We start from the raw sequence: 17,438 nt of genomic DNA, 5'->3' as shown, positions 1-17,438 counted from the left end.
CAAGGCCGGGGCGTTTTTCATGATCCCTGTGGAAGGATGAACGCAATGGAACTCGAGGAACTGAAGGCCGAGACGGCGCGGTTTTTCGCGGAATTCGAAGGGCAGGGGGACTTGCCCGCGCTTGCCGTCGCGGTGTTCTGCTTCGCGGCCGAGGGGCCGGATGCCGACTGGGACGCCTTTTCCGAGGCGGCCGAGGATGCTGGTTTCGACGTCTCCTGGTATGACGCCGAGGGCGAGGACGAAGCCTGCATTGAGGTCGAGACGCCGCCCGGCGCCCCGTCGCTCGCTTGGCTCTGGAGCTGGGAAGAGCCCCTGATCCTGCTTGGCGCGCTGCATGGCTTCGCTACCGAGGGCTGGGCGATCGAGCCGGTCTGATCCGGTGGGGGCGTCTATGTTACTTGACCCCCCGCCAGCACCTCGTCTATACGCCCCCGGTGGCCCTCTGTGGTCACAAGAATCAATCAAGAAACGCCGCGTGTGCCCCTCTGTCGCTTGTGGGGGCATTTCCGGCAAAGGAGAAGCGACATGAAACTGAATGAACTCCGCGACAACGCGGGCGCCGCCAAGAAATCCAAGCGCGTCGCGCGCGGCCCGGGCTCGGGCAAGGGCAAGACCGCCGGTCGCGGTATCAAGGGTCAGAAATCGCGCTCGGGCGTGGCTCTGAACGGTTACGAAGGCGGCCAGATGCCGCTCTACCGTCGCCTGCCGAAGCGCGGCTTCACCAAGCCGAACCGCCTGTCGTTCGCCGTCGTGAACCTCGGCCTGATCGAGAAGTTCATCGCCGAGGGCAAGCTGAACGCTGCTGAGGCCATCACCGAAGACGCGCTGGTCGCTTCGGGTCTGGTGCGCCGCAAGCTTGATGGCGTGCGCGTTCTGGCCAAGGGCGAGATCACCTCGAAAGTCACCCTGAACGTCACGGGCGCTTCGAAAGCGGCTATCGAAGCCGTCGAAAAGGCCGGCGGCACGCTGACCGTTGCCGCCGCCGCTGCGGAATAAGCGGTTGTGGGCGGGCCTCGGCCCGCTTACATAGGCAATAGTTTTCCAGGCGCCGCCGACCGGGGAACGGTCCGGCGGCGTTTTGCATGAAAGAGACGGGCATATGGCATCTGCTGCAGAGCAAATGGCGGCGAACCTCAGCTGGGGCGCCCTGGGCAAGGCCACCGAGCTGCGCCAACGTATTTTCTTCACGATCGGGCTGCTGATCATCTATCGCCTCGGCACCTATATCCCGGTGCCGGGCATCGATACGGTGGCGCTGCGTGAATTCATGGAAGGCGCAGCCTCCGGCATCGGTGGCATCCTGTCGATGTTCACCGGCGGTGCGCTTGGCCGGATGGGTATTTTCGCCCTCGGCATCATGCCTTACATCTCGGCCTCGATCATCGTTCAGCTGCTGACCGCGCTGGTTCCCTCGCTGGAGCAGATGAAGAAAGAGGGCGAGCAGGGCCGCAAGAAGATCAACCAGATCACCCGCTACTCGACCGTGGGTCTGGCGACTTTCCAGGCCTTCGGTCTGGCACGCTCGCTTGAGGCGGGCGACCTAGCACATAACCCGGGCATGTTCTTCGTGGCTTCCGTGGTGATCACGCTGGTCGGCGGCACCATGTTCCTGATGTGGCTGGGTGAGCAGATCACCGCGCGCGGCATCGGCAACGGCGTTTCGCTGATCATCTTCGTCGGCATCGTCGCCGAGATCCCGGCTGCTCTGGCACAGTTCTTCGCGCAGGGCCGCGCCGGTGCCATCTCGACCCCGGTGATCCTGGGTGTGATCGTGATGGTGGTCGCCGTGATCGCCTTCGTGGTGTTCATGGAGCGCGCGCTGCGCAAGATCCATATCCAATACCCCCGCCGCCAGGTCGGCATGAAGATCTATGACGGCGGCTCGTCGCACCTGCCGATCAAGGTGAACCCGGCGGGCGTGATCCCGGCGATCTTCGCCTCGTCGCTTCTGCTGCTTCCGACCACGATCTCGACCTTCTCGGGCGCTTCGACCGGCCCGATCATGTCGACGGTTCTGGCCTATTTCGGCCCGGGCCAGCCGCTTTACCTGCTGTTCTTCACGGTCATGATCGTCTTCTTCGCGTATTTCTACACCGCGAACGTGGCGTTCAAGTCGGATGAGGTTGCCGACAACCTCAAGAACCAGGGTGGTTTCATCCCCGGTATCCGCCCCGGCAAGAAGACCGAGGACTACCTCGACTATGTCGTCGCGCGCGTGCTGGTCATCGGTTCGGCCTATCTGGCCGCCGTCTGCCTGCTGCCCGAGATCCTGCGCTCGCAGCTGTCGATCCCGTTCTACTTCGGCGGCACCTCTGTGCTGATCGTCGTGTCGGTGACGATGGACACGATCAACCAGGTGCAGTCGCATCTGCTGGCTCACCAGTATGAGGGCCTGATCGAGAAGTCGCAGCTGCGCGGCAAGAAGAAGACGGGCCGCAAGGCTCCGGCGCGTCGCTGAGAAAAGGGACCGGCATGACGAATATCATTCTTCTGGGCCCGCCCGGCGCTGGCAAAGGCACGCAAGCCCGCAAGTTGGTGGACGAGCGGAACATGGTTCAGCTCTCCACCGGGGACATGCTGCGCGAGGCCATGGCCTCGGGCACCGAGATGGGTCAGAAGGTCGCCGGGGTAATGAGCCGCGGCGAGCTGGTCACCGACGAGATCGTCATCGGCCTGATCGAGGAAAAGATGGCCTCGGCCTCGGGCAATGGCTTCATCTTCGACGGCTTCCCGCGCACCTTGCCGCAGGCCGATGCGCTTGGCGCGTTGCTGGCCAAGACCGGTCAGGCGCTGGACGCGGTGATCGAGATGCGGGTGGACGACGAGGCGCTGGTCAAGCGCATCACCGGCCGCTTTACCTGCGGCAACTGCGGCGAGGTCTATCACGACGAAACCAAGCCGACCAAGGTTGCGGGCACCTGCGATGTCTGCGGCAGCCACGACATGAAGCGGCGCGCCGATGACAACGAGGACAGCCTCAAGACCCGGCTGATGGAATACTACAAGAAGACCTCGCCGCTGATCGGCTACTACTACCACGCCGGCGCGCTGAGCACCGTCGATGGCCTGGCCGAGATCGACGAGGTTGCGGGTCAGATCGACACCATTCTGGATGCTGCCTCGAAATAAACGCGAAGGCGCTTGACCCGGTGGACAAATCCTTCTAGGTCACGGCGTCTCGCTTGAGAATCGCCTGAGTCTGCGATGCAGTCTCAGGCTTTCGTGATCCCGGACATCTGACCGGGGTTGTTGTGAAAAAAGGTTCTGGTGCTACGGAACCGCAACATAAGGAAAGTCGCTTTGGCACGTATTGCTGGCGTCAACATTCCGACCGGGAAACGCGTCCCGATCGCTCTTCAGTACATCCACGGCATCGGTGCGATGTTCGCCAACCAGATCGTCGAAGCCGTTGGCATTGCGCCGACGCGCCGTGTGAATGAACTCTCGGACGCCGAAGTGCTCGCGATCCGCGAATACATCGACGCCAACCTCACGGTTGAGGGCGACCTGCGCCGTGAAGTGTCGATGAACATCAAGCGCCTGATGGACCTTGGCTGCTACCGCGGCCTGCGTCACCGTCGCAACCTGCCGGTTCGCGGTCAGCGCACCCACACCAACGCCCGTACCCGCAAGGGCCCGGCCAAGCCGATCGCCGGCAAGAAGAAGTAAGGGGAGGGTGAACTAATGGCTCGCGATAAAACCCGCGTTAAACGCAAAGAGCGCAAGAACATCGCCGCTGGCGTCGTTCACGTGAACTCGTCGTTCAACAACACCAAGATCCTGATCTCTGACGTTCAGGGCAACGCCATTTCGTGGTCGTCCTCGGGCACCATGGGCTTCAAGGGCTCGCGCAAATCGACCCCCTATGCCGCCCAGATGGCTGCTGAAGATGCTGCCCGCAAGGCGCAGGAGCACGGCCTGAAGACGGTCGACGTTGAAGTGCAAGGCCCGGGTTCGGGCCGCGAGTCGGCGCTGCGCGCGCTGGCCGCTGTTGGTCTCACGATCACCTCGATCCGTGACGTGACCCCGATCGCACACAACGGCTGCCGCCCGCCCAAGCGCCGCCGCGTCTAATCAAAGTTTCGACGGTCGGGCCGTGCGGGGGTTCCTGCACGGCCCGGCTGCTTTCGCATTTTTCCTCGGGCGTTTCGGACTATTGGACATGGGTCCGAAACAAGTATGGAGGCAGAGCGCATGATCCATAAGAATTGGGCCGAACTGATCAAGCCGACGCAGCTTGAAGTCAAAGCCGGCAACGACCCGCAACGTCAGGCTACCGTGATCGCCGAACCGCTTGAGCGCGGCTTCGGTCTGACGCTGGGCAACGCGCTGCGCCGCGTGCTGATGTCGTCGCTCCAGGGCGCCGCCATCACCTCGGTGCAGATCGACAACGTGCTGCACGAGTTTTCCTCGGTCGCCGGTGTGCGTGAGGATGTCACCGACATCATCCTGAACCTCAAGGGCATCTCGCTGAAGATGGAAGTCGAGGGGCCGAAGCGCCTGTCGATCTCGGCCAAGGGCCCGGGCGTTGTCACCGGTGGCGACATCTCGGAATCGAACGGCATTGAGGTCCTGAACAAGGATCACGTGATCTGCCATCTCGACGACGGCGCCGACCTGTTCATGGAACTCACCGTGAACACCGGTAAAGGCTATGTGGCCGCCGACAAGAACAAGCCGGAAGATGCGCCGATCGGCCTGATCGCCATCGACGCGATCTACTCGCCGGTGAAGAAAGTCGCTTACGAGGTTCAGCCCACCCGTGAGGGCCAGGTGCTCGACTACGACAAGCTGACGATGAAAATCGAAACCGACGGTTCGCTGACCCCCGAGGACGCCGTGGCCTATGCTGCGCGCATCCTGCAGGATCAGCTGTCGATCTTCGTGAACTTCGAAGAGCCGGAATCGGCCTCGAAGCAGGATGCCGACGAAGGCCTCGAGTTCAACCCGCTCCTCCTCAAGAAGGTGGACGAGCTGGAACTTTCGGTGCGTTCGGCCAACTGCCTCAAGAACGACAACATCGTCTATATCGGCGACCTCATCCAGAAAACCGAAGCCGAGATGCTCCGCACCCCGAACTTCGGCCGCAAGTCGCTCAACGAGATCAAGGAAGTGCTCTCGGGCATGGGTCTGCACCTCGGCATGGAAGTCGAGGATTGGCCGCCGGAGAACATCGAGGATCTGGCCAAGCGTTTCGAAGATCAGTTCTGATCTTGCGCGCTTGACTCATTCGGGGGGCGTGGGCTAAAGGCCCCCCATCCAATGCCGGGACGTCCCGGGAACCATGGGCAAATGCCCCAACGACGCTCCGTCCAACGCAGGCGGCGCAACACAAAGCAAAAACGCAAGACTGGAGAAATACGATGCGTCACGCTCGCGGCTACCGCCGTCTGAACCGTACCCACGAACACCGCAAGGCGCTGTTCGCCAACATGGCTGGCTCGCTCATCGAGCACGAGCAGATCAAGACCACGCTGCCGAAAGCCAAGGAACTGCGCCCGATCATCGAAAAGCTGATCACGCTGGCCAAGCGCGGTGACCTGCACGCGCGCCGTCTGGCCGCTTCGCAGCTGAAGGAAGACCAGTACGTCGCTAAGCTGTTCGACGTGCTCGGCCCGCGCTTCAAAGAGCGCAGCGGTGGTTACACCCGCGTTCTGAAAGCCGGCTTCCGCTATGGTGACATGGCTCCGATGGCGATCATCGAACTGGTTGACCGTGACCCCGCCGCCAAAGGCGCTGCCGACAAGGCCCGCCTGGCTGCCGAGGAAGCCGCCGAGGAATAATCCTCTGGCCGCTCGGTCCGACCGAACTGAGAATCCCGCCCTTGGGCGGGATTTTTCTTTTTCGGATCTTGGCGAGAATCGCGCTCGGGCGCTCGGCCCCATCTCCCCCCGCGCTATACGAAATAGAGCACCCTGCGGCGCCCTGGCCGCGCCAATGGGTGTGCAATTCCTGCGCCTTTAAGTTTATACATGGTTAACACCCACCCGGGAAAGTCAGCAAATTCAATTAAAAGTTGACGGACCCCACAGCGACCTGTCTAAAAGGATATGTCTTTTAATCGCGCGACGTCTGAAATGCTGAACGAACTGGCCCAGCTGTCACCTCTCGGATTCACCGTAGGGTTGCACATACGCTTCGCCACGCCGCTGATCTATCACAGCACGTTTCCGCCCGGTTGGGTCCGTCTCTACAACGACAACTCTTACTACCTGCGCGATCCCCTCGTTTTTTGGGGGATTGGCTGCACTGGGGTCACCCGCTGGAGCGAGATTACCTTTCCCGACCCGTTTGATGTCATCAAACAGGCGGCGGCATTCGGCATGAAATTTGGAGCATCGGCCTCTTGTGGGCCGATCTCTTCGCGCTCCATCGTCGGTATCGGTCGGGGGGACCGGGAATTTACCGACGCCGAGTTGGCGAAGCTTCTGGAAATAGCGTTGCGCCTGCATGAGGAGAATACGCCACCGACTGAGCTGACAACCGCTCAGATCGAGGCCCTGCAATGCATTTCGAACGGGGATCGCCACACTGCTGCCGCTGCCAAACTGGGGATATCGGAGAGTGCGTTGAAAGCGAGGTTGAAGTCGGCCCGGATCCGACTTGAGGCCCGCACCACCTCCGAGGCCGTGCGAAAAGCGCGAGAATACAGATTGCTCTGAGCTCTGTGGCGCTTCCTGCCAGGTTTCAACCCCAAGGAGGCACTACTATGGAAGCTACCACTCTTTCTTACGCCAATCTGCACAACCATGGCGAGTTGTTCGCGAATTTCTTTCGCGCACGACACGAAACTTTCATCGGTCGCAAGCGGTGGGATCTGCCGCAGGTCGACGGGATGGAGTTCGACCAATACGACACGGCGGCAAGCCGTTGGGTCGCCGTGCACGAAAACGGCCGGGTTCTGGCCGGGGTGCGGCTGCTGCCCACCACGCACCAGTGCGGCATCTATTCCTACATGATCCGCGACGCACAGCGCGGGCTGCTTGAGGCGATCCCGTCGAACCTGCTCTGGCAGGAAGCGCCGATCGGCGAGCATATCTGGGAATGCTCGCGCATCTTCGTGTCCGAGCATGTCCCCTCGGGGCAGCGGATGCGCGTTCAGTCGCAACTGATCCACGAGATGGTCATCTCGGCGCGCACCTTCGGGGCGACGCAGGTACTGGGTCTGATCCCGGCCCTTGCGCCGCGTCTGGCACGCCGGGTGGGGCTGGACTGCGAGCCGACGGGGCCGGTGCTCGACATCGGCGGCGCGCATGTCTGCGTCGAGATCAGCCTCGCCACCAAGATGCACTGATCCAACATGCGGCCGAAACCAACGTGCCGCAGCCTGTATGACTGACTTGCCCCTGCCAAACGCGGGGGCCTTTTTCTTTTTTGGGCCGGCGTTCGTCACGGATCTTTCCGCGTGCAGCCAAGTCCCGTGATAGGCTGGGCCCGAGCGCGGCTGCCGCCGGGTTCATTTCCGGACTAGGAGAATGCGCGATGACACGACACGAGGGGGGCTGCCTGTGCGGGGCCGTTCGCTACGCAACGCTTGCCATGCCGAGCCGGGTTACGGTCTGCCATTGCCGGTTTTGCCAAAGGGCCACCGGATCGGCCTATATGGTCGAGCCGATCTTCGACGAGCGCGATCTGGTCGTGCTTTCGGGCGCGCCCAAGATCTATGATCAGGTCTCCGCGGGCTCCGGCAAGGTTGTTCATATTCATTTCTGCCCGGATTGCGGAACCAAGCTCTGGCTGAGTTTTGAGCGGTTTCCCGGCGCCGTCGGCATATATGCCGGGACCTTTGATGACCCCTGTTGGTTTCCGCTCGCCCCCGAGGCCTCGAAGCACATCTTTCTTGGGGCGGCTCGTCCGGACACCATCGTGCCCGCCGGGGTTCCGACCTTCACCGAGCATGCGACCACGAACGACGGCACACCACAGCAGGCGACGATCTTCGAAACCTGCCGCCGCACTGGGGACTTGTAAGGCGAGCGCGCGGAGCAACGCGGGTCTTGCGGCGCCTGGAGACAACTTTGGGCAGGAGAAGCCATCGTGCAGGGGGGGCCGCATATCTCCAATGGCAATCCCAAGGAAAACCTCGTGGGGCTTAGCCGCGCCGTCAGGGTCGGGAACTTCTTCGCGGTGGGCGGCACCGCGCCGGTCGGACCCGATGGCAACACGGTTGGAGCCGACGACATGTTCCTGCAGACCAGGCAATGTTTCGAGATCATTAAGGCCGGATCAGGCCTGCAGGCAGTAGCGCGCACAAGACTGATCCTGACTGCCATCGACAACTGGAAACAGGCTATCGAGGCACGCAAGCCTTACAGCCTCGATGCGGCCCCGTCGATACGATCATAGCGATCAATCGCTTTTTGAACCCCCGAGTGGCTGGTCGAGATCGAGGTGGACGCCGTCGTGCCCGACTGAGGCGCACAGCGTCCGGGTTTCTTGTGGCGGGGGGCTTTCGCGCCGCTCTTGCGCGGATTACCTATGAGGCATGTCTGACCTGTTCGATAGCCAACCGGCGAAAGAGGCTCCGGCCCATCGCCCCCTCGCGGACCGTATCCGGCCGCAGCACCTTTCGGAGGTGATCGGGCAGGAGCATGTGCTTGGCCCCGAGGGTCCCTTGGGCGCGATGCTGGCGGCGGGGTCGCTGAGTTCGCTCATCCTCTGGGGGCCGCCGGGCGTCGGCAAGACCACCATCGCGAGGCTGCTGGCATCGGAAACCGACCGCAGCTTCGTTCAGATCTCGGCGATCTTCTCGGGTGTGCCGGAACTCCGCAAGGTCTTCGAGGCGGCCAAGCTGCGCTTCCGGCAGGGACGGGGAACGCTGCTTTTCGTCGACGAGATTCACCGTTTCAACAAGGCGCAGCAGGACAGCTTCCTGCCGCATATGGAGGACGGCACGATCCTTCTGGTCGGCGCCACCACCGAGAACCCGAGCTTTGAGCTGAATGCCGCCGTGCTCAGCCGCGCGCAGGTGATCGTGCTGGAGCGTCTGAACCTCGCCAGCCTCGAACGGCTGGCGCAGCGCGCCGAGCAGACCCTGGGCCGGGCGCTGCCGCTCAAGGCCCCGGCGCGCGAGGCGCTCTTGGAGATGGCCGATGGCGACGGGCGCGCACTGCTCAATCTGATCGAGCAGGTGATGGCGTGGAAGGTCGCGGCGCCGCTTGATACGCAGGCACTTTCGGCGCGACTGATGCGGCGGGCGGCGAAATACGACAAGTCGGGGGATGAGCATTACAATCTGATCTCGGCCCTGCACAAATCGGTGCGCGGGTCTGACCCGGACGCGGCGCTTTACTGGTTCGCCCGGATGCTCGAAGGCGGCGAAGACCCGCGCTACCTCGCGCGGCGCTTCGTGCGTATGGCGGTCGAGGATATCGGCCTTGCCGATCCGCAGGCCCAGACCCACGCGCTGCACGCCTGGGAGATCTATGAGCGGCTTGGCTCGCCCGAGGGCGAGTTGGCATTGGCGCAGACGGTGGTCTATCTGGCCCTCGCGCCGAAATCGAACGCGGGCTACGTTGCCTACAAGGCCGCGCGTGACGGCGCGCGCAAGACGGGGTCAGAGCCGCCGCCCAAGCATATCCTGAACGCGCCGACCCGGCTGATGGAAGAGCAGGGCTATGGCGCGGGCTATGCCTATGACCACGATGCCGAGGATGGCTTTTCGGGGCAGAATTACTTCCCCGACACGATGAAGCGCCCGGTCTACTACAATCCGGTCGAGCGCGGCTTCGAACGTGAGCTGAAAAAGCGTGTCGAATGGTTCGCGAAGCTGCGAGACAAGCGTAACGGTTGACATTTGGCCCCCCCGAGGGTTTCTCGGCGCCAAAGGAGAACTCCATGCTGTCCACCATTCTACAGGTCGCCCTCGGCGGCGCCATCGGGGCTTCGGGCCGCTACCTCTCGGGGGTGGCGATCCTGCGGCTGTTCGGCCCGCAGACCATCCCGCTGGGTGTGATCTTCGTGAATATCGTGGGCTCGTTTGCGATGGGTTGCCTTGTGGTTTTCCTCGGGCAGCGCATGTTGACGCATCTTAATCCGCTTCTCGCGACGGGCGTGCTAGGCGGCTTCACGACCTTCTCGTCCTTCTCGCTTGAGGTCTGGACGCTGATCGAGCGGGGCGATGTGGGCAACGCGGCCTTCTATGTAGCGATATCGGTTCTCGGCGCGCTGTCGGGGCTGATGTTCGGAGTTCATTTCATGCGGTGGGTGTTGGCATGAGCGGCGTACAAATGATCAAGGTGACCGAGAACGAGGGCGAGCAGCGCCTCGATCGCTGGTTGAAGAAACGCTTTCCGCAGCTCACGCAGGGCGCGGTGGAGAAGATGTGCCGGACCGGCCAGCTGCGCGTCGATGGCGGACGGGTCAAGGCAAACAGCCGCGTCGCGCCGGGGCAGGAGGTGCGCGTGCCGCCGCTGCCGCCCGCGACGGCCACCCCCAGGGGGGCTGCCGCCGAGCGTATCCGTGACGGCGGCGGGCCGCAGATCTCGTCCGCCGATGAAGAGATGATCCAGGCCTGTGTGCTGTGGCGTGACGAGCATATCATCGCGCTGAACAAGCCGCCGGGGCTGCCCTCGCAGGGCGGCTCGGGGCAGGGGGATCGGCATGTCGATGGGCTGCTCGATGCGCTGCGTTTTGGCTACAAGGACAAGCCGAAGATGGTGCACCGGCTCGACAAGGACACGTCGGGGGTGCTGCTGATCGCGCGAACCGACCGGATCGCGCGGGCTCTGTCAGAGTCTTTTCGGCACAAGACTACGCGCAAGATCTACTGGGCGGCGGTCGCCGGTGTGCCCAACCCCAAGATGGGAACGGTGCGCTTTGCCCTGATGAAGGCGCCGGGCCATGGGCGCGGCGGCGAGGGCGAGAAGATGATCTGTATCCACCCCGCCAAGATCGGCGATTACCCGGATGCCAAGCGCGCCACGACCGATTACGCGGTGCTCGATGCGCTTGGCTCGCGGGTCAGCTGGGTCGCGCTGGTGCCGATCACCGGGCGCACGCACCAGCTGCGCGCGCATATGGCCGAGTTGGGCCATCCGATCGTGGGGGACGGGAAATACGGCGGCTCGGGGCAGGAGAACCTAGGCGATGGCTGGGGTGCGCAGCTGGGCGGCGAGATCAGCCGCAAGCTGCACCTGCACGCCCGCCAGATCAGCTTTGACCACCCGATCACCAAGAAGCGCGTCACCATCAGCGCGCCCTTGCCCGATCACATGAAGCGCACCTGGAAGACGCTGGGCTGGCACGAAAACGAGGTGCCCGCCGATCCGTTCGAGGATCTTCTATGAAGCTGATCGTCTTTGACGTGGACGGCACGATCTCGGACAGCCAGGCGCATATCTGTCACGCGATGGCGCTGGGGTTTGAGGCCGTTGACCTGCCCGCGCCCTCGCGCGCAGCAACGCTGTCTATCGTCGGGCTGTCTCTGCCCGTGGCCATCGCGCGGCTTGCGCCCGATCAGGACGCCGCCACCCAGGCCGCCATCGTCGAGGGCTACAAGGCCAGCTACTTCACCAGCCGTGCGGCCTCGCCCGCGCCGCTCTATCCGGGCGCGGCCGATCTGTTGCGCAAGCTCGCGCAGCGCGACGATCTGTTTCTGGCCGTGGCGACGGGCAAGTCGCGGCGCGGGCTCGATGCGCTTTTGCGCCATCACGGGCTTGAGGGGATTTTCGTGACGCGGCAGGTGGCGGATGACCACCCGTCCAAGCCAAGCCCCGAGATGTTGTTTGCCGCGCTGGCGGATACCGGCGTCAACGCACGCGATGCGGTGATGATCGGCGACACGACCTTTGACATCGAGATGGGGCGCGCGGCGGGCTGCGGCACGATTGCGGTAAGTTGGGGTTACCACCCCGTTTCCGATCTGCTGGCGGCGGGCGCGGATCGGCTTGTGGATACATTCGCGGCGCTTGAGGCCGCGCTGGGCGATTTCGTGGAGATGCATGTATGAGCGGATGGACGGCAAAGCGGTTCTGGAAGGCGGCAACGGTTACTGAGCAGCCCGGCGGCTTCGGCGTGTCGCTCGACGGGCGGGCTCTCAAGACCCCGGCGAAGGCACTGCTTGAGGTGCCTACCCGCGCCATGGCCGAGGCGATTGCAGCCGAATGGGATGCGCAGGACGAGAAGATCGACCCCACGACGATGCCGGTGACGCGTTCGGCCAATGCCGCCATCGACAAGGTCCGTCATCAGCACGCCGAGGTTGCCGAGCTGATCGCGGCCTATGGTGGTACCGACCTGCTGTGTTACCGCGCCGAGCAGCCCGATGAGCTGGTCGCACGCCAGGCTGAGGCGTGGGACGCACTTCTGGACTGGGCCGAGGCCGAGCTGGGCGCCCGTCTTGTGGTCACCAAAGGGGTAATCCCCGTGGCGCAGCCCGCGCCCGCACTGTCCGCGCTGGCGGCGCGCGTCGCCGCGCTCGATGAGTACGAGATGGCCTCGGTGCACGATCTGGTGGGAATCACCGGCTCGCTCGTCTTGGGGTTGGCGGTGGCCATGGGGCGGCTTGATGCGGCGACGGCCTGGGATCTCGCTCGAATCGACGAGACCTGGCAGATCGAGCAATGGGGCGAGGACGAAGAGGCTGCTGAGCAGGCCGCGTTGAAGCGCGAAGCTCTGCTGGAGGCCGAACGATTCTGGGCCCTGCGTCATCTGTAGCGCCTCGGCGCCGCGCAAAACTTATGTTGGCCGAATAAGCGTTTATCGGCAAATTGGACAGGTATTCGGTCCAAAACAGCAATCTCGCTTGACGTTCTTTGATCAAATGGCTCAAACTCGGCCCACTGGGGATCAACCTCAGAGTGTTCCTGCCCGAAAACGGGCGCAAGAACCGCCCCAAGAGGGCGGCAACTCAGGAAGAGGTAAATATGAAAAAATCCGTACTTCTCGGCACGCTGGCTGTGGCCGCGGTCTCTGCGGGTGTGGCTGCTGCCGGCACCCTGGATGACGTAAAGGCCCGTGGCGAGCTGAACTGCGGCGTGAACACCGGTCTTGTCGGCTTTGCCGCGCCGGATGCCAACGGCAACTGGTCGGGCTTCGACGTGGCCGTCTGCAAGGCCGTTGCCGCAGCCGTTCTGGGCGACCCGTCCAAGGTCAAATACGTGCCGACCACCGGCCAGACCCGCTTCACCGCGCTGGCTTCGGGTGAGGTCGACATGCTGTCGCGCAACTCCACCTGGACCTTCTCGCGCGATACCGACCTCAAGCTCGATTTCGTCGGCGTGAACTACTACGACGGTCAGGGCTTCATGGTCCGCAAGGATCTGGGTGTGACCTCGGCGAAAGAGCTCGACGGCGCCTCGGTCTGTATCCAGACCGGCACCACGACCGAACTGAACCTGGCCGACTTCTTCAAGGCCAACAACATGACCTACCAGCCGATCACCATCGACTCGAACGCCGAGGGTGAGCAGCAGTACCTGGCTGGCGCCTGCGATGCCTACACTACCGATATCTCGGGCCTCGCCGCCACCCGCGCCTCCTACGCGGATCCGGAAAACCACATCATCCTTCCGGAAGTCATCTCGAAAGAGCCGCTCGGGCCGGCAGTGCGTCACGGTGACAGCCAGTGGGGCGACGTCGTCCGCTGGACGCTCAACGCGCTCATCGCCGCCGAGGAATACGGTGTGACCTCGGCCAATGTCGATGAACTGGCCAAGGGCACCGAGAACCCGGAAATCAACCGTCTGCTCGGCGTCGAAGGCGAGCTGGGCAAGATGACCGGTCTCGACAACGACTGGGCCGTGCGCGCCATCAAGGCCAGCGGCAACTACGGCGAGATCTTCGCCGCAACCATCGGCGAGGCGACTCCGATCGCTCTGGCGCGCGGTCTGAACGCGCAATGGACCCAGGGCGGCCTGCTGTACGCTCCGCCGTTCCGCTAAGAAACAGGAAGGGCGCGCCGACAGGTCGGCGCGCCCTCTCATCAAATAATATCCTGCGCGCGGAGGCATGACCTCGCAACATGGGCCTAAGCCCAGGACGCGTGTCTGGAACAGGGGAAACACGAATGACAAGCGCATCGGATGCGCCGGAACAAGGTTTCCGGCTCAGTCAGCTTATCTACGATACCCGCTATCGCTCTCTGACCATTCAGGTCGTGACCTTCATTTTGGTGATGGCAGGGGTCGCCTGGCTTGTGGACAACACGATCCAGAACCTCAATCAACTAGGGAAAGATTTCAACTTTGGCTTCCTGAGTAACCGTGCAGGTTACGATATCGGCCAGCAGTTGATCCCCTATACCAACGACAATACGCATGCCCGCGCGATGCTGGTCGGGCTGCTGAACACCCTTTGGGTGTCGGTCCTGGGCTGTGCGGCGGCGACCGTTCTGGGGATCATCATTGGCGTTCTGCGCCTGTCGCACAACTGGCTGGTGGCGCGGCTGATGACCTCCTACGTCGAGATGTTTCGCAACATCCCGGTCCTGCTGTGGATCCTCGTCTGCATCGCACTGCTGTCTGAAGTCACGCCCTCTCCGAACGCCTACAAGATCAACCCGGAGACCGGAGAGTCCGCAGTTTCCATGCTGCTCTTCGACTCTGTGGCGGTGACGAACCGCTACACCGCGATACCGGCGATCGAGTTCACCAACTCGCTTGGGACGATCGACACCGCCTTTGCACCGATTTCGCTGAACTTCCTTCTGATCGCGGTCGTCTTAATCGTTTCGATCTGGGGGAATCGCCGGCTTAAGGCCCATGCGCACAAGGTGCAGAATGAAACCGGCGTGCGCCCGGTAACCTGGTGGAAAAGCCTGCTGATCCTGTTCGGCCCGCTTCTTGTGGTGCTGGTGGCCTTGGGCTTCCATCTGGTTTCGCCGACGCTCAAGGGCTTCAACTTTACTGGCGGCAACAACGTGTCGAACGCCTTTGTGGCACTTTGGCTGGGGCTGACGCTCTACACGGCGGCCTTCATCGCCGAGATCGTCCGCGCGGGCATCCTGGCTATCTCGAAGGGTCAGAGCGAGGCCGCCTATGCGTTGGGCCTGCGCCCGAACCGTACGATGAAGCTGGTGATCCTGCCGCAGGCGCTGCGGGTGATCATCCCGCCGCTGATCTCGCAATATCTGAACCTGACCAAGAACTCGTCGCTGGCGATCGCCGTCGGTTACATGGACCTGCGCGGCACCCTAGGGGGCGTCACGCTCAACCAGACCGGGCGAGAGCTCGAGGCTATCTTGTTGATGATGCTTATCTACCTCGCGATCTCTCTGACAATCTCGGGGCTAATGAACGTCTACAACAAATCCGTCAAACTGAAGGAGCGGTAAGATGAGCACTTCGCAAACCGCCGCCTTCGTGCGCAAGGACATGCTGCCGCCGCAAGATCCGCCGACCTCACAGGCCGGTCTGGTGAAATGGCTGCGCGAAAACCTGTTCGCAAGCTGGTTCAATGCCATCCTGACCCTGTCCAGCGTGTTCGTGATCTACCTGCTGGTGACGCATTTCTACCCGTGGTTCCGCCACTCGGTCTGGAATGCCAACTCGCTCGCCGAGTGCCGCACGATCATCGCGGCGAATTGGGGCGAGGGCGCCAGCGGCGCCTGCTGGGCCATGCTGCGTGAGCGCTGGCACCAGTTCATCTTCGGGTTCTATCCGCCCGAGCTTTACTGGCGCCCGATTGCAGTCTTCCTGGGCCTGCTGCTTGCAGTCGCCCCGGTGCTGTTCACCCAACTGCCCCGGCAGATGCTGCTGTTCAGCCTGGCTTATCCGCTCTTGGCAATCTGGTTGCTCTGGGGCGGTTCGGCCTGGCCGGTCATCATGATCGCCGCGGGTTTCGGGATCGGCTTCCTTGCCCTGCGCTTTCTGGATGAAGTCAGCTCGATCCTGGCAATCGTGGCCGCGATTGTCGCGCCGATCCTGTTCTGGCTGTTCGCCGTGGGGCCGCTGGATGACATTCTGAGCACCATGATCCCCCTGGCGATCGAGCCTGTGGCCTCGGACCGCTTCGGTGGTTTCCTGCTGGCGATCACCATCGGGGCCGGGGGCATCGCGCTGTCGCTGCCGCTGGGGATCATCCTCGCGCTTGGCCGTCAGTCGAACATGTTCCTGATCAAGAGCTGCTCGGTGATGTTCATCGAGTTCATCCGCGGCGTGCCGCTGATCACGCTCCTGTTCGTGGCCTCACTGCTCTTGAACTACTTCCTGCCGCCGGGGACGAACTTCGACATCATCTTGCGTGTCATGATCCTGGTGACGATGTTCGCCGCAGCCTATATCGCCGAGGTGATCCGCGGCGGTCTCGCGGCGCTTCCGCGCGGGCAGTATGAGGCGGCTGACGCCCTGGGTCTGGATTACTGGAAAGCGCAGCGGCTGATCATTCTGCCGCAGGCGCTCAAGATCTCGATCCCGGGGATCGTGTCGACCTTCATCGGCATGTTCAAGGACACAACGCTTGTGACCTTCGTGGGCCTGTTCGATCCGCTCAAGGGCATCCCCGACTTCATCCGCGCCGACTTCAACTGGAAAGGTATCTACTGGGAACCTTTCGTCTTCGTCGGCGCCATTTTCTTCATCCTGAACTTCAGCATGTCGCGGTACGCAATGTATCTTGAGCGCAAGCTGAAGCGTGACCACCGTTAAGGAGCGACCCATGACGGAGCCGCATTTCGAACGTGACATCGACCGCAGCCACATGCAGGTCAGCGACGAGGTCGCCATCCAGATCGAGAACATGAACAAATGGTACGGCCAGTTCCATGTTCTGCGCGACATCAACCTGACCGTGAACCAGGGCGAGCGTATCGTTATCGCAGGACCTTCGGGTTCGGGCAAATCGACGATGATCCGCTGCATCAACCGTCTGGAAGAGCACCAGTCGGGCAGGATCATCGTGGATGGAACCGAGCTGACCTCGGACCTCAAGAACATCGACAAGGTGCGCTCGGAAGTGGGGATGGTGTTCCAGCACTTCAACCTCTTCCCGCATCTGACCATCCTCGAGAACTGCACGCTGGCGCCGATCTGGGTGCGCAAGATCCCGAAGAAGGAAGCCGAGGAAACGGCGATGTATTTCCTCGAGAAGGTGAAGATCCCGGATCAGGCGCTGAAATATCCGGGGCAGCTTTCGGGCGGTCAGCAGCAGCGTGTGGCCATTGCACGCTCGCTGTGCATGAAGCCGCGGATCATGCTGTTCGACGAGCCGACCTCGGCGCTTGATCCCGAGATGATCAAGGAGGTGCTCGACACCATGATCGAGCTGGCCGAAGAGGGGATGACGATGCTCTGCGTGACCCACGAGATGGGCTTTGCTCAGGCCGTGGCGAACCGCGTGATCTTCATGGACCAGGGGCAGATCGTCGAGCAGAACAACCCGCACGACTTCTTCAACAACCCGCAGTCCGAACGTACCAAGCTGTTCCTGAGCCAGATCCTGGGACACTGAGGCCAAGGCCGGGGGCGCCGCCCCCGGACCCCCGAGGTATTTGCACCAAG

The 17,438-nt window shown here is 62.7% G+C and carries 21 protein-coding genes; all 21 read left to right on the top strand.

Translation table 11 applies throughout. The features are described from left to right. The first annotated feature begins 45 nt into the window (after positions 1-45). The 21 genes from N3C64_RS10525 (at position 46) to N3C64_RS10425 (ending at position 17,388) form a co-directional block, all read left to right on the top strand. Entirely contained in the window at positions 46-375 is a 330-nt protein-coding gene (locus N3C64_RS10525) for a ribonuclease E inhibitor RraB (protein ID WP_260014308.1), read from the top strand. Positions 376-525: 150 nt separating this feature from the next. Then, the gene (gene rplO, locus N3C64_RS10520) at positions 526-996 is read left to right on the top strand and encodes a 50S ribosomal protein L15 (protein WP_218630866.1); all 471 of its coding nucleotides are present in this window, start codon (positions 526-528) and stop codon (positions 994-996) included. A 103-nt stretch (positions 997-1,099) separates the two neighbouring features. Beyond that, positions 1,100-2,458, top strand: a complete 1,359-nt coding sequence (gene secY / locus N3C64_RS10515; protein WP_260014307.1) for a preprotein translocase subunit SecY — start codon at positions 1,100-1,102, stop codon at positions 2,456-2,458. Positions 2,459-2,472: 14 nt separating this feature from the next. After that, positions 2,473-3,129 carry an adenylate kinase gene (locus tag N3C64_RS10510; protein WP_260014306.1) on the top strand — a complete coding sequence of 219 codons (657 nt, stop codon included), beginning with the start codon at positions 2,473-2,475 and terminating at the stop codon, positions 3,127-3,129. A 171-nt stretch (positions 3,130-3,300) separates the two neighbouring features. After that, the gene (gene rpsM / locus N3C64_RS10505; RefSeq protein ID WP_218630863.1) at positions 3,301-3,669 is read left to right on the top strand and encodes a 30S ribosomal protein S13; all 369 of its coding nucleotides are present in this window, start codon (positions 3,301-3,303) and stop codon (positions 3,667-3,669) included. A gap of 15 nt (positions 3,670-3,684) precedes the next feature. Next, positions 3,685-4,074 carry a 30S ribosomal protein S11 gene (gene rpsK / locus N3C64_RS10500; protein ID WP_068765008.1) on the top strand — a complete coding sequence of 130 codons (390 nt, stop codon included), beginning with the start codon at positions 3,685-3,687 and terminating at the stop codon, positions 4,072-4,074. A gap of 120 nt (positions 4,075-4,194) precedes the next feature. Next, the gene (locus N3C64_RS10495) at positions 4,195-5,211 is read left to right on the top strand and encodes a DNA-directed RNA polymerase subunit alpha (RefSeq protein WP_218630862.1); all 1,017 of its coding nucleotides are present in this window, start codon (positions 4,195-4,197) and stop codon (positions 5,209-5,211) included. A 152-nt stretch (positions 5,212-5,363) separates the two neighbouring features. Then, positions 5,364-5,783: a 50S ribosomal protein L17 gene (gene rplQ, locus N3C64_RS10490; protein WP_260014305.1), complete on the top strand. Its 420-nt coding sequence runs from the start codon at positions 5,364-5,366 to the stop codon at positions 5,781-5,783. Between the two features lie 294 nt (positions 5,784-6,077). Next, on the top strand, positions 6,078-6,662 hold the full coding sequence (locus N3C64_RS10485; RefSeq protein ID WP_236021214.1) for a helix-turn-helix transcriptional regulator: 585 nt from the start codon (positions 6,078-6,080) through the stop codon (positions 6,660-6,662). A gap of 47 nt (positions 6,663-6,709) precedes the next feature. Next, positions 6,710-7,294, top strand: coding sequence for an acyl-homoserine-lactone synthase (locus N3C64_RS10480; RefSeq protein WP_260014303.1), 585 nt, complete (start codon positions 6,710-6,712; stop codon positions 7,292-7,294). A 188-nt stretch (positions 7,295-7,482) separates the two neighbouring features. Beyond that, positions 7,483-7,971 carry a GFA family protein gene (locus N3C64_RS10475; RefSeq protein ID WP_311201875.1) on the top strand — a complete coding sequence of 163 codons (489 nt, stop codon included), beginning with the start codon at positions 7,483-7,485 and terminating at the stop codon, positions 7,969-7,971. Between the two features lie 66 nt (positions 7,972-8,037). Next, positions 8,038-8,346 carry a RidA family protein gene (locus tag N3C64_RS10470; protein WP_260014302.1) on the top strand — a complete coding sequence of 103 codons (309 nt, stop codon included), beginning with the start codon at positions 8,038-8,040 and terminating at the stop codon, positions 8,344-8,346. 139 nt (positions 8,347-8,485) lie between these two features. Further along, entirely contained in the window at positions 8,486-9,793 is a 1,308-nt protein-coding gene (locus tag N3C64_RS10465; RefSeq protein WP_260014301.1) for a replication-associated recombination protein A, read from the top strand. Positions 9,794-9,837: 44 nt separating this feature from the next. After that, positions 9,838-10,218: a fluoride efflux transporter CrcB gene (gene crcB / locus N3C64_RS10460; protein ID WP_218630856.1), complete on the top strand. Its 381-nt coding sequence runs from the start codon at positions 9,838-9,840 to the stop codon at positions 10,216-10,218. Next, positions 10,215-11,288 carry an RluA family pseudouridine synthase gene (locus N3C64_RS10455; RefSeq protein WP_260014300.1) on the top strand — a complete coding sequence of 358 codons (1,074 nt, stop codon included), beginning with the start codon at positions 10,215-10,217 and terminating at the stop codon, positions 11,286-11,288. The genes crcB and N3C64_RS10455 overlap by 4 nt, the downstream gene beginning before the upstream one ends. Continuing rightward, entirely contained in the window at positions 11,285-11,950 is a 666-nt protein-coding gene (locus N3C64_RS10450) for an HAD-IA family hydrolase (protein ID WP_260014299.1), read from the top strand. The genes N3C64_RS10455 and N3C64_RS10450 overlap by 4 nt, the downstream gene beginning before the upstream one ends. After that, positions 11,947-12,657, top strand: a complete 711-nt coding sequence (locus N3C64_RS10445; RefSeq protein ID WP_260014298.1) for an ATP12 family chaperone protein — start codon at positions 11,947-11,949, stop codon at positions 12,655-12,657. The genes N3C64_RS10450 and N3C64_RS10445 overlap by 4 nt, the downstream gene beginning before the upstream one ends. 209 nt (positions 12,658-12,866) lie before the next feature. Beyond that, positions 12,867-13,883, top strand: coding sequence for an amino acid ABC transporter substrate-binding protein (locus N3C64_RS10440; protein WP_218630852.1), 1,017 nt, complete (start codon positions 12,867-12,869; stop codon positions 13,881-13,883). Positions 13,884-14,008: 125 nt separating this feature from the next. Beyond that, positions 14,009-15,274: an amino acid ABC transporter permease gene (locus N3C64_RS10435; protein ID WP_218630851.1), complete on the top strand. Its 1,266-nt coding sequence runs from the start codon at positions 14,009-14,011 to the stop codon at positions 15,272-15,274. A 1-nt stretch (position 15,275) separates the two neighbouring features. Continuing rightward, positions 15,276-16,586, top strand: coding sequence for an amino acid ABC transporter permease (locus N3C64_RS10430; protein ID WP_260014296.1), 1,311 nt, complete (start codon positions 15,276-15,278; stop codon positions 16,584-16,586). A gap of 10 nt (positions 16,587-16,596) precedes the next feature. Next, entirely contained in the window at positions 16,597-17,388 is a 792-nt protein-coding gene (locus N3C64_RS10425) for an amino acid ABC transporter ATP-binding protein (protein ID WP_301654574.1), read from the top strand. The last annotated feature ends 50 nt before the right edge of the window (positions 17,389-17,438 follow it).

Source organism: Sedimentimonas flavescens (assembly GCF_025154035.1).
Lineage (GTDB): Bacteria > Pseudomonadota > Alphaproteobacteria > Rhodobacterales > Rhodobacteraceae > Rhodobacter > Rhodobacter flavescens.
The sequence above is the reverse complement of the archived record's forward strand: the minus strand, read 5'-3'. Positions and strand labels throughout refer to the sequence as shown.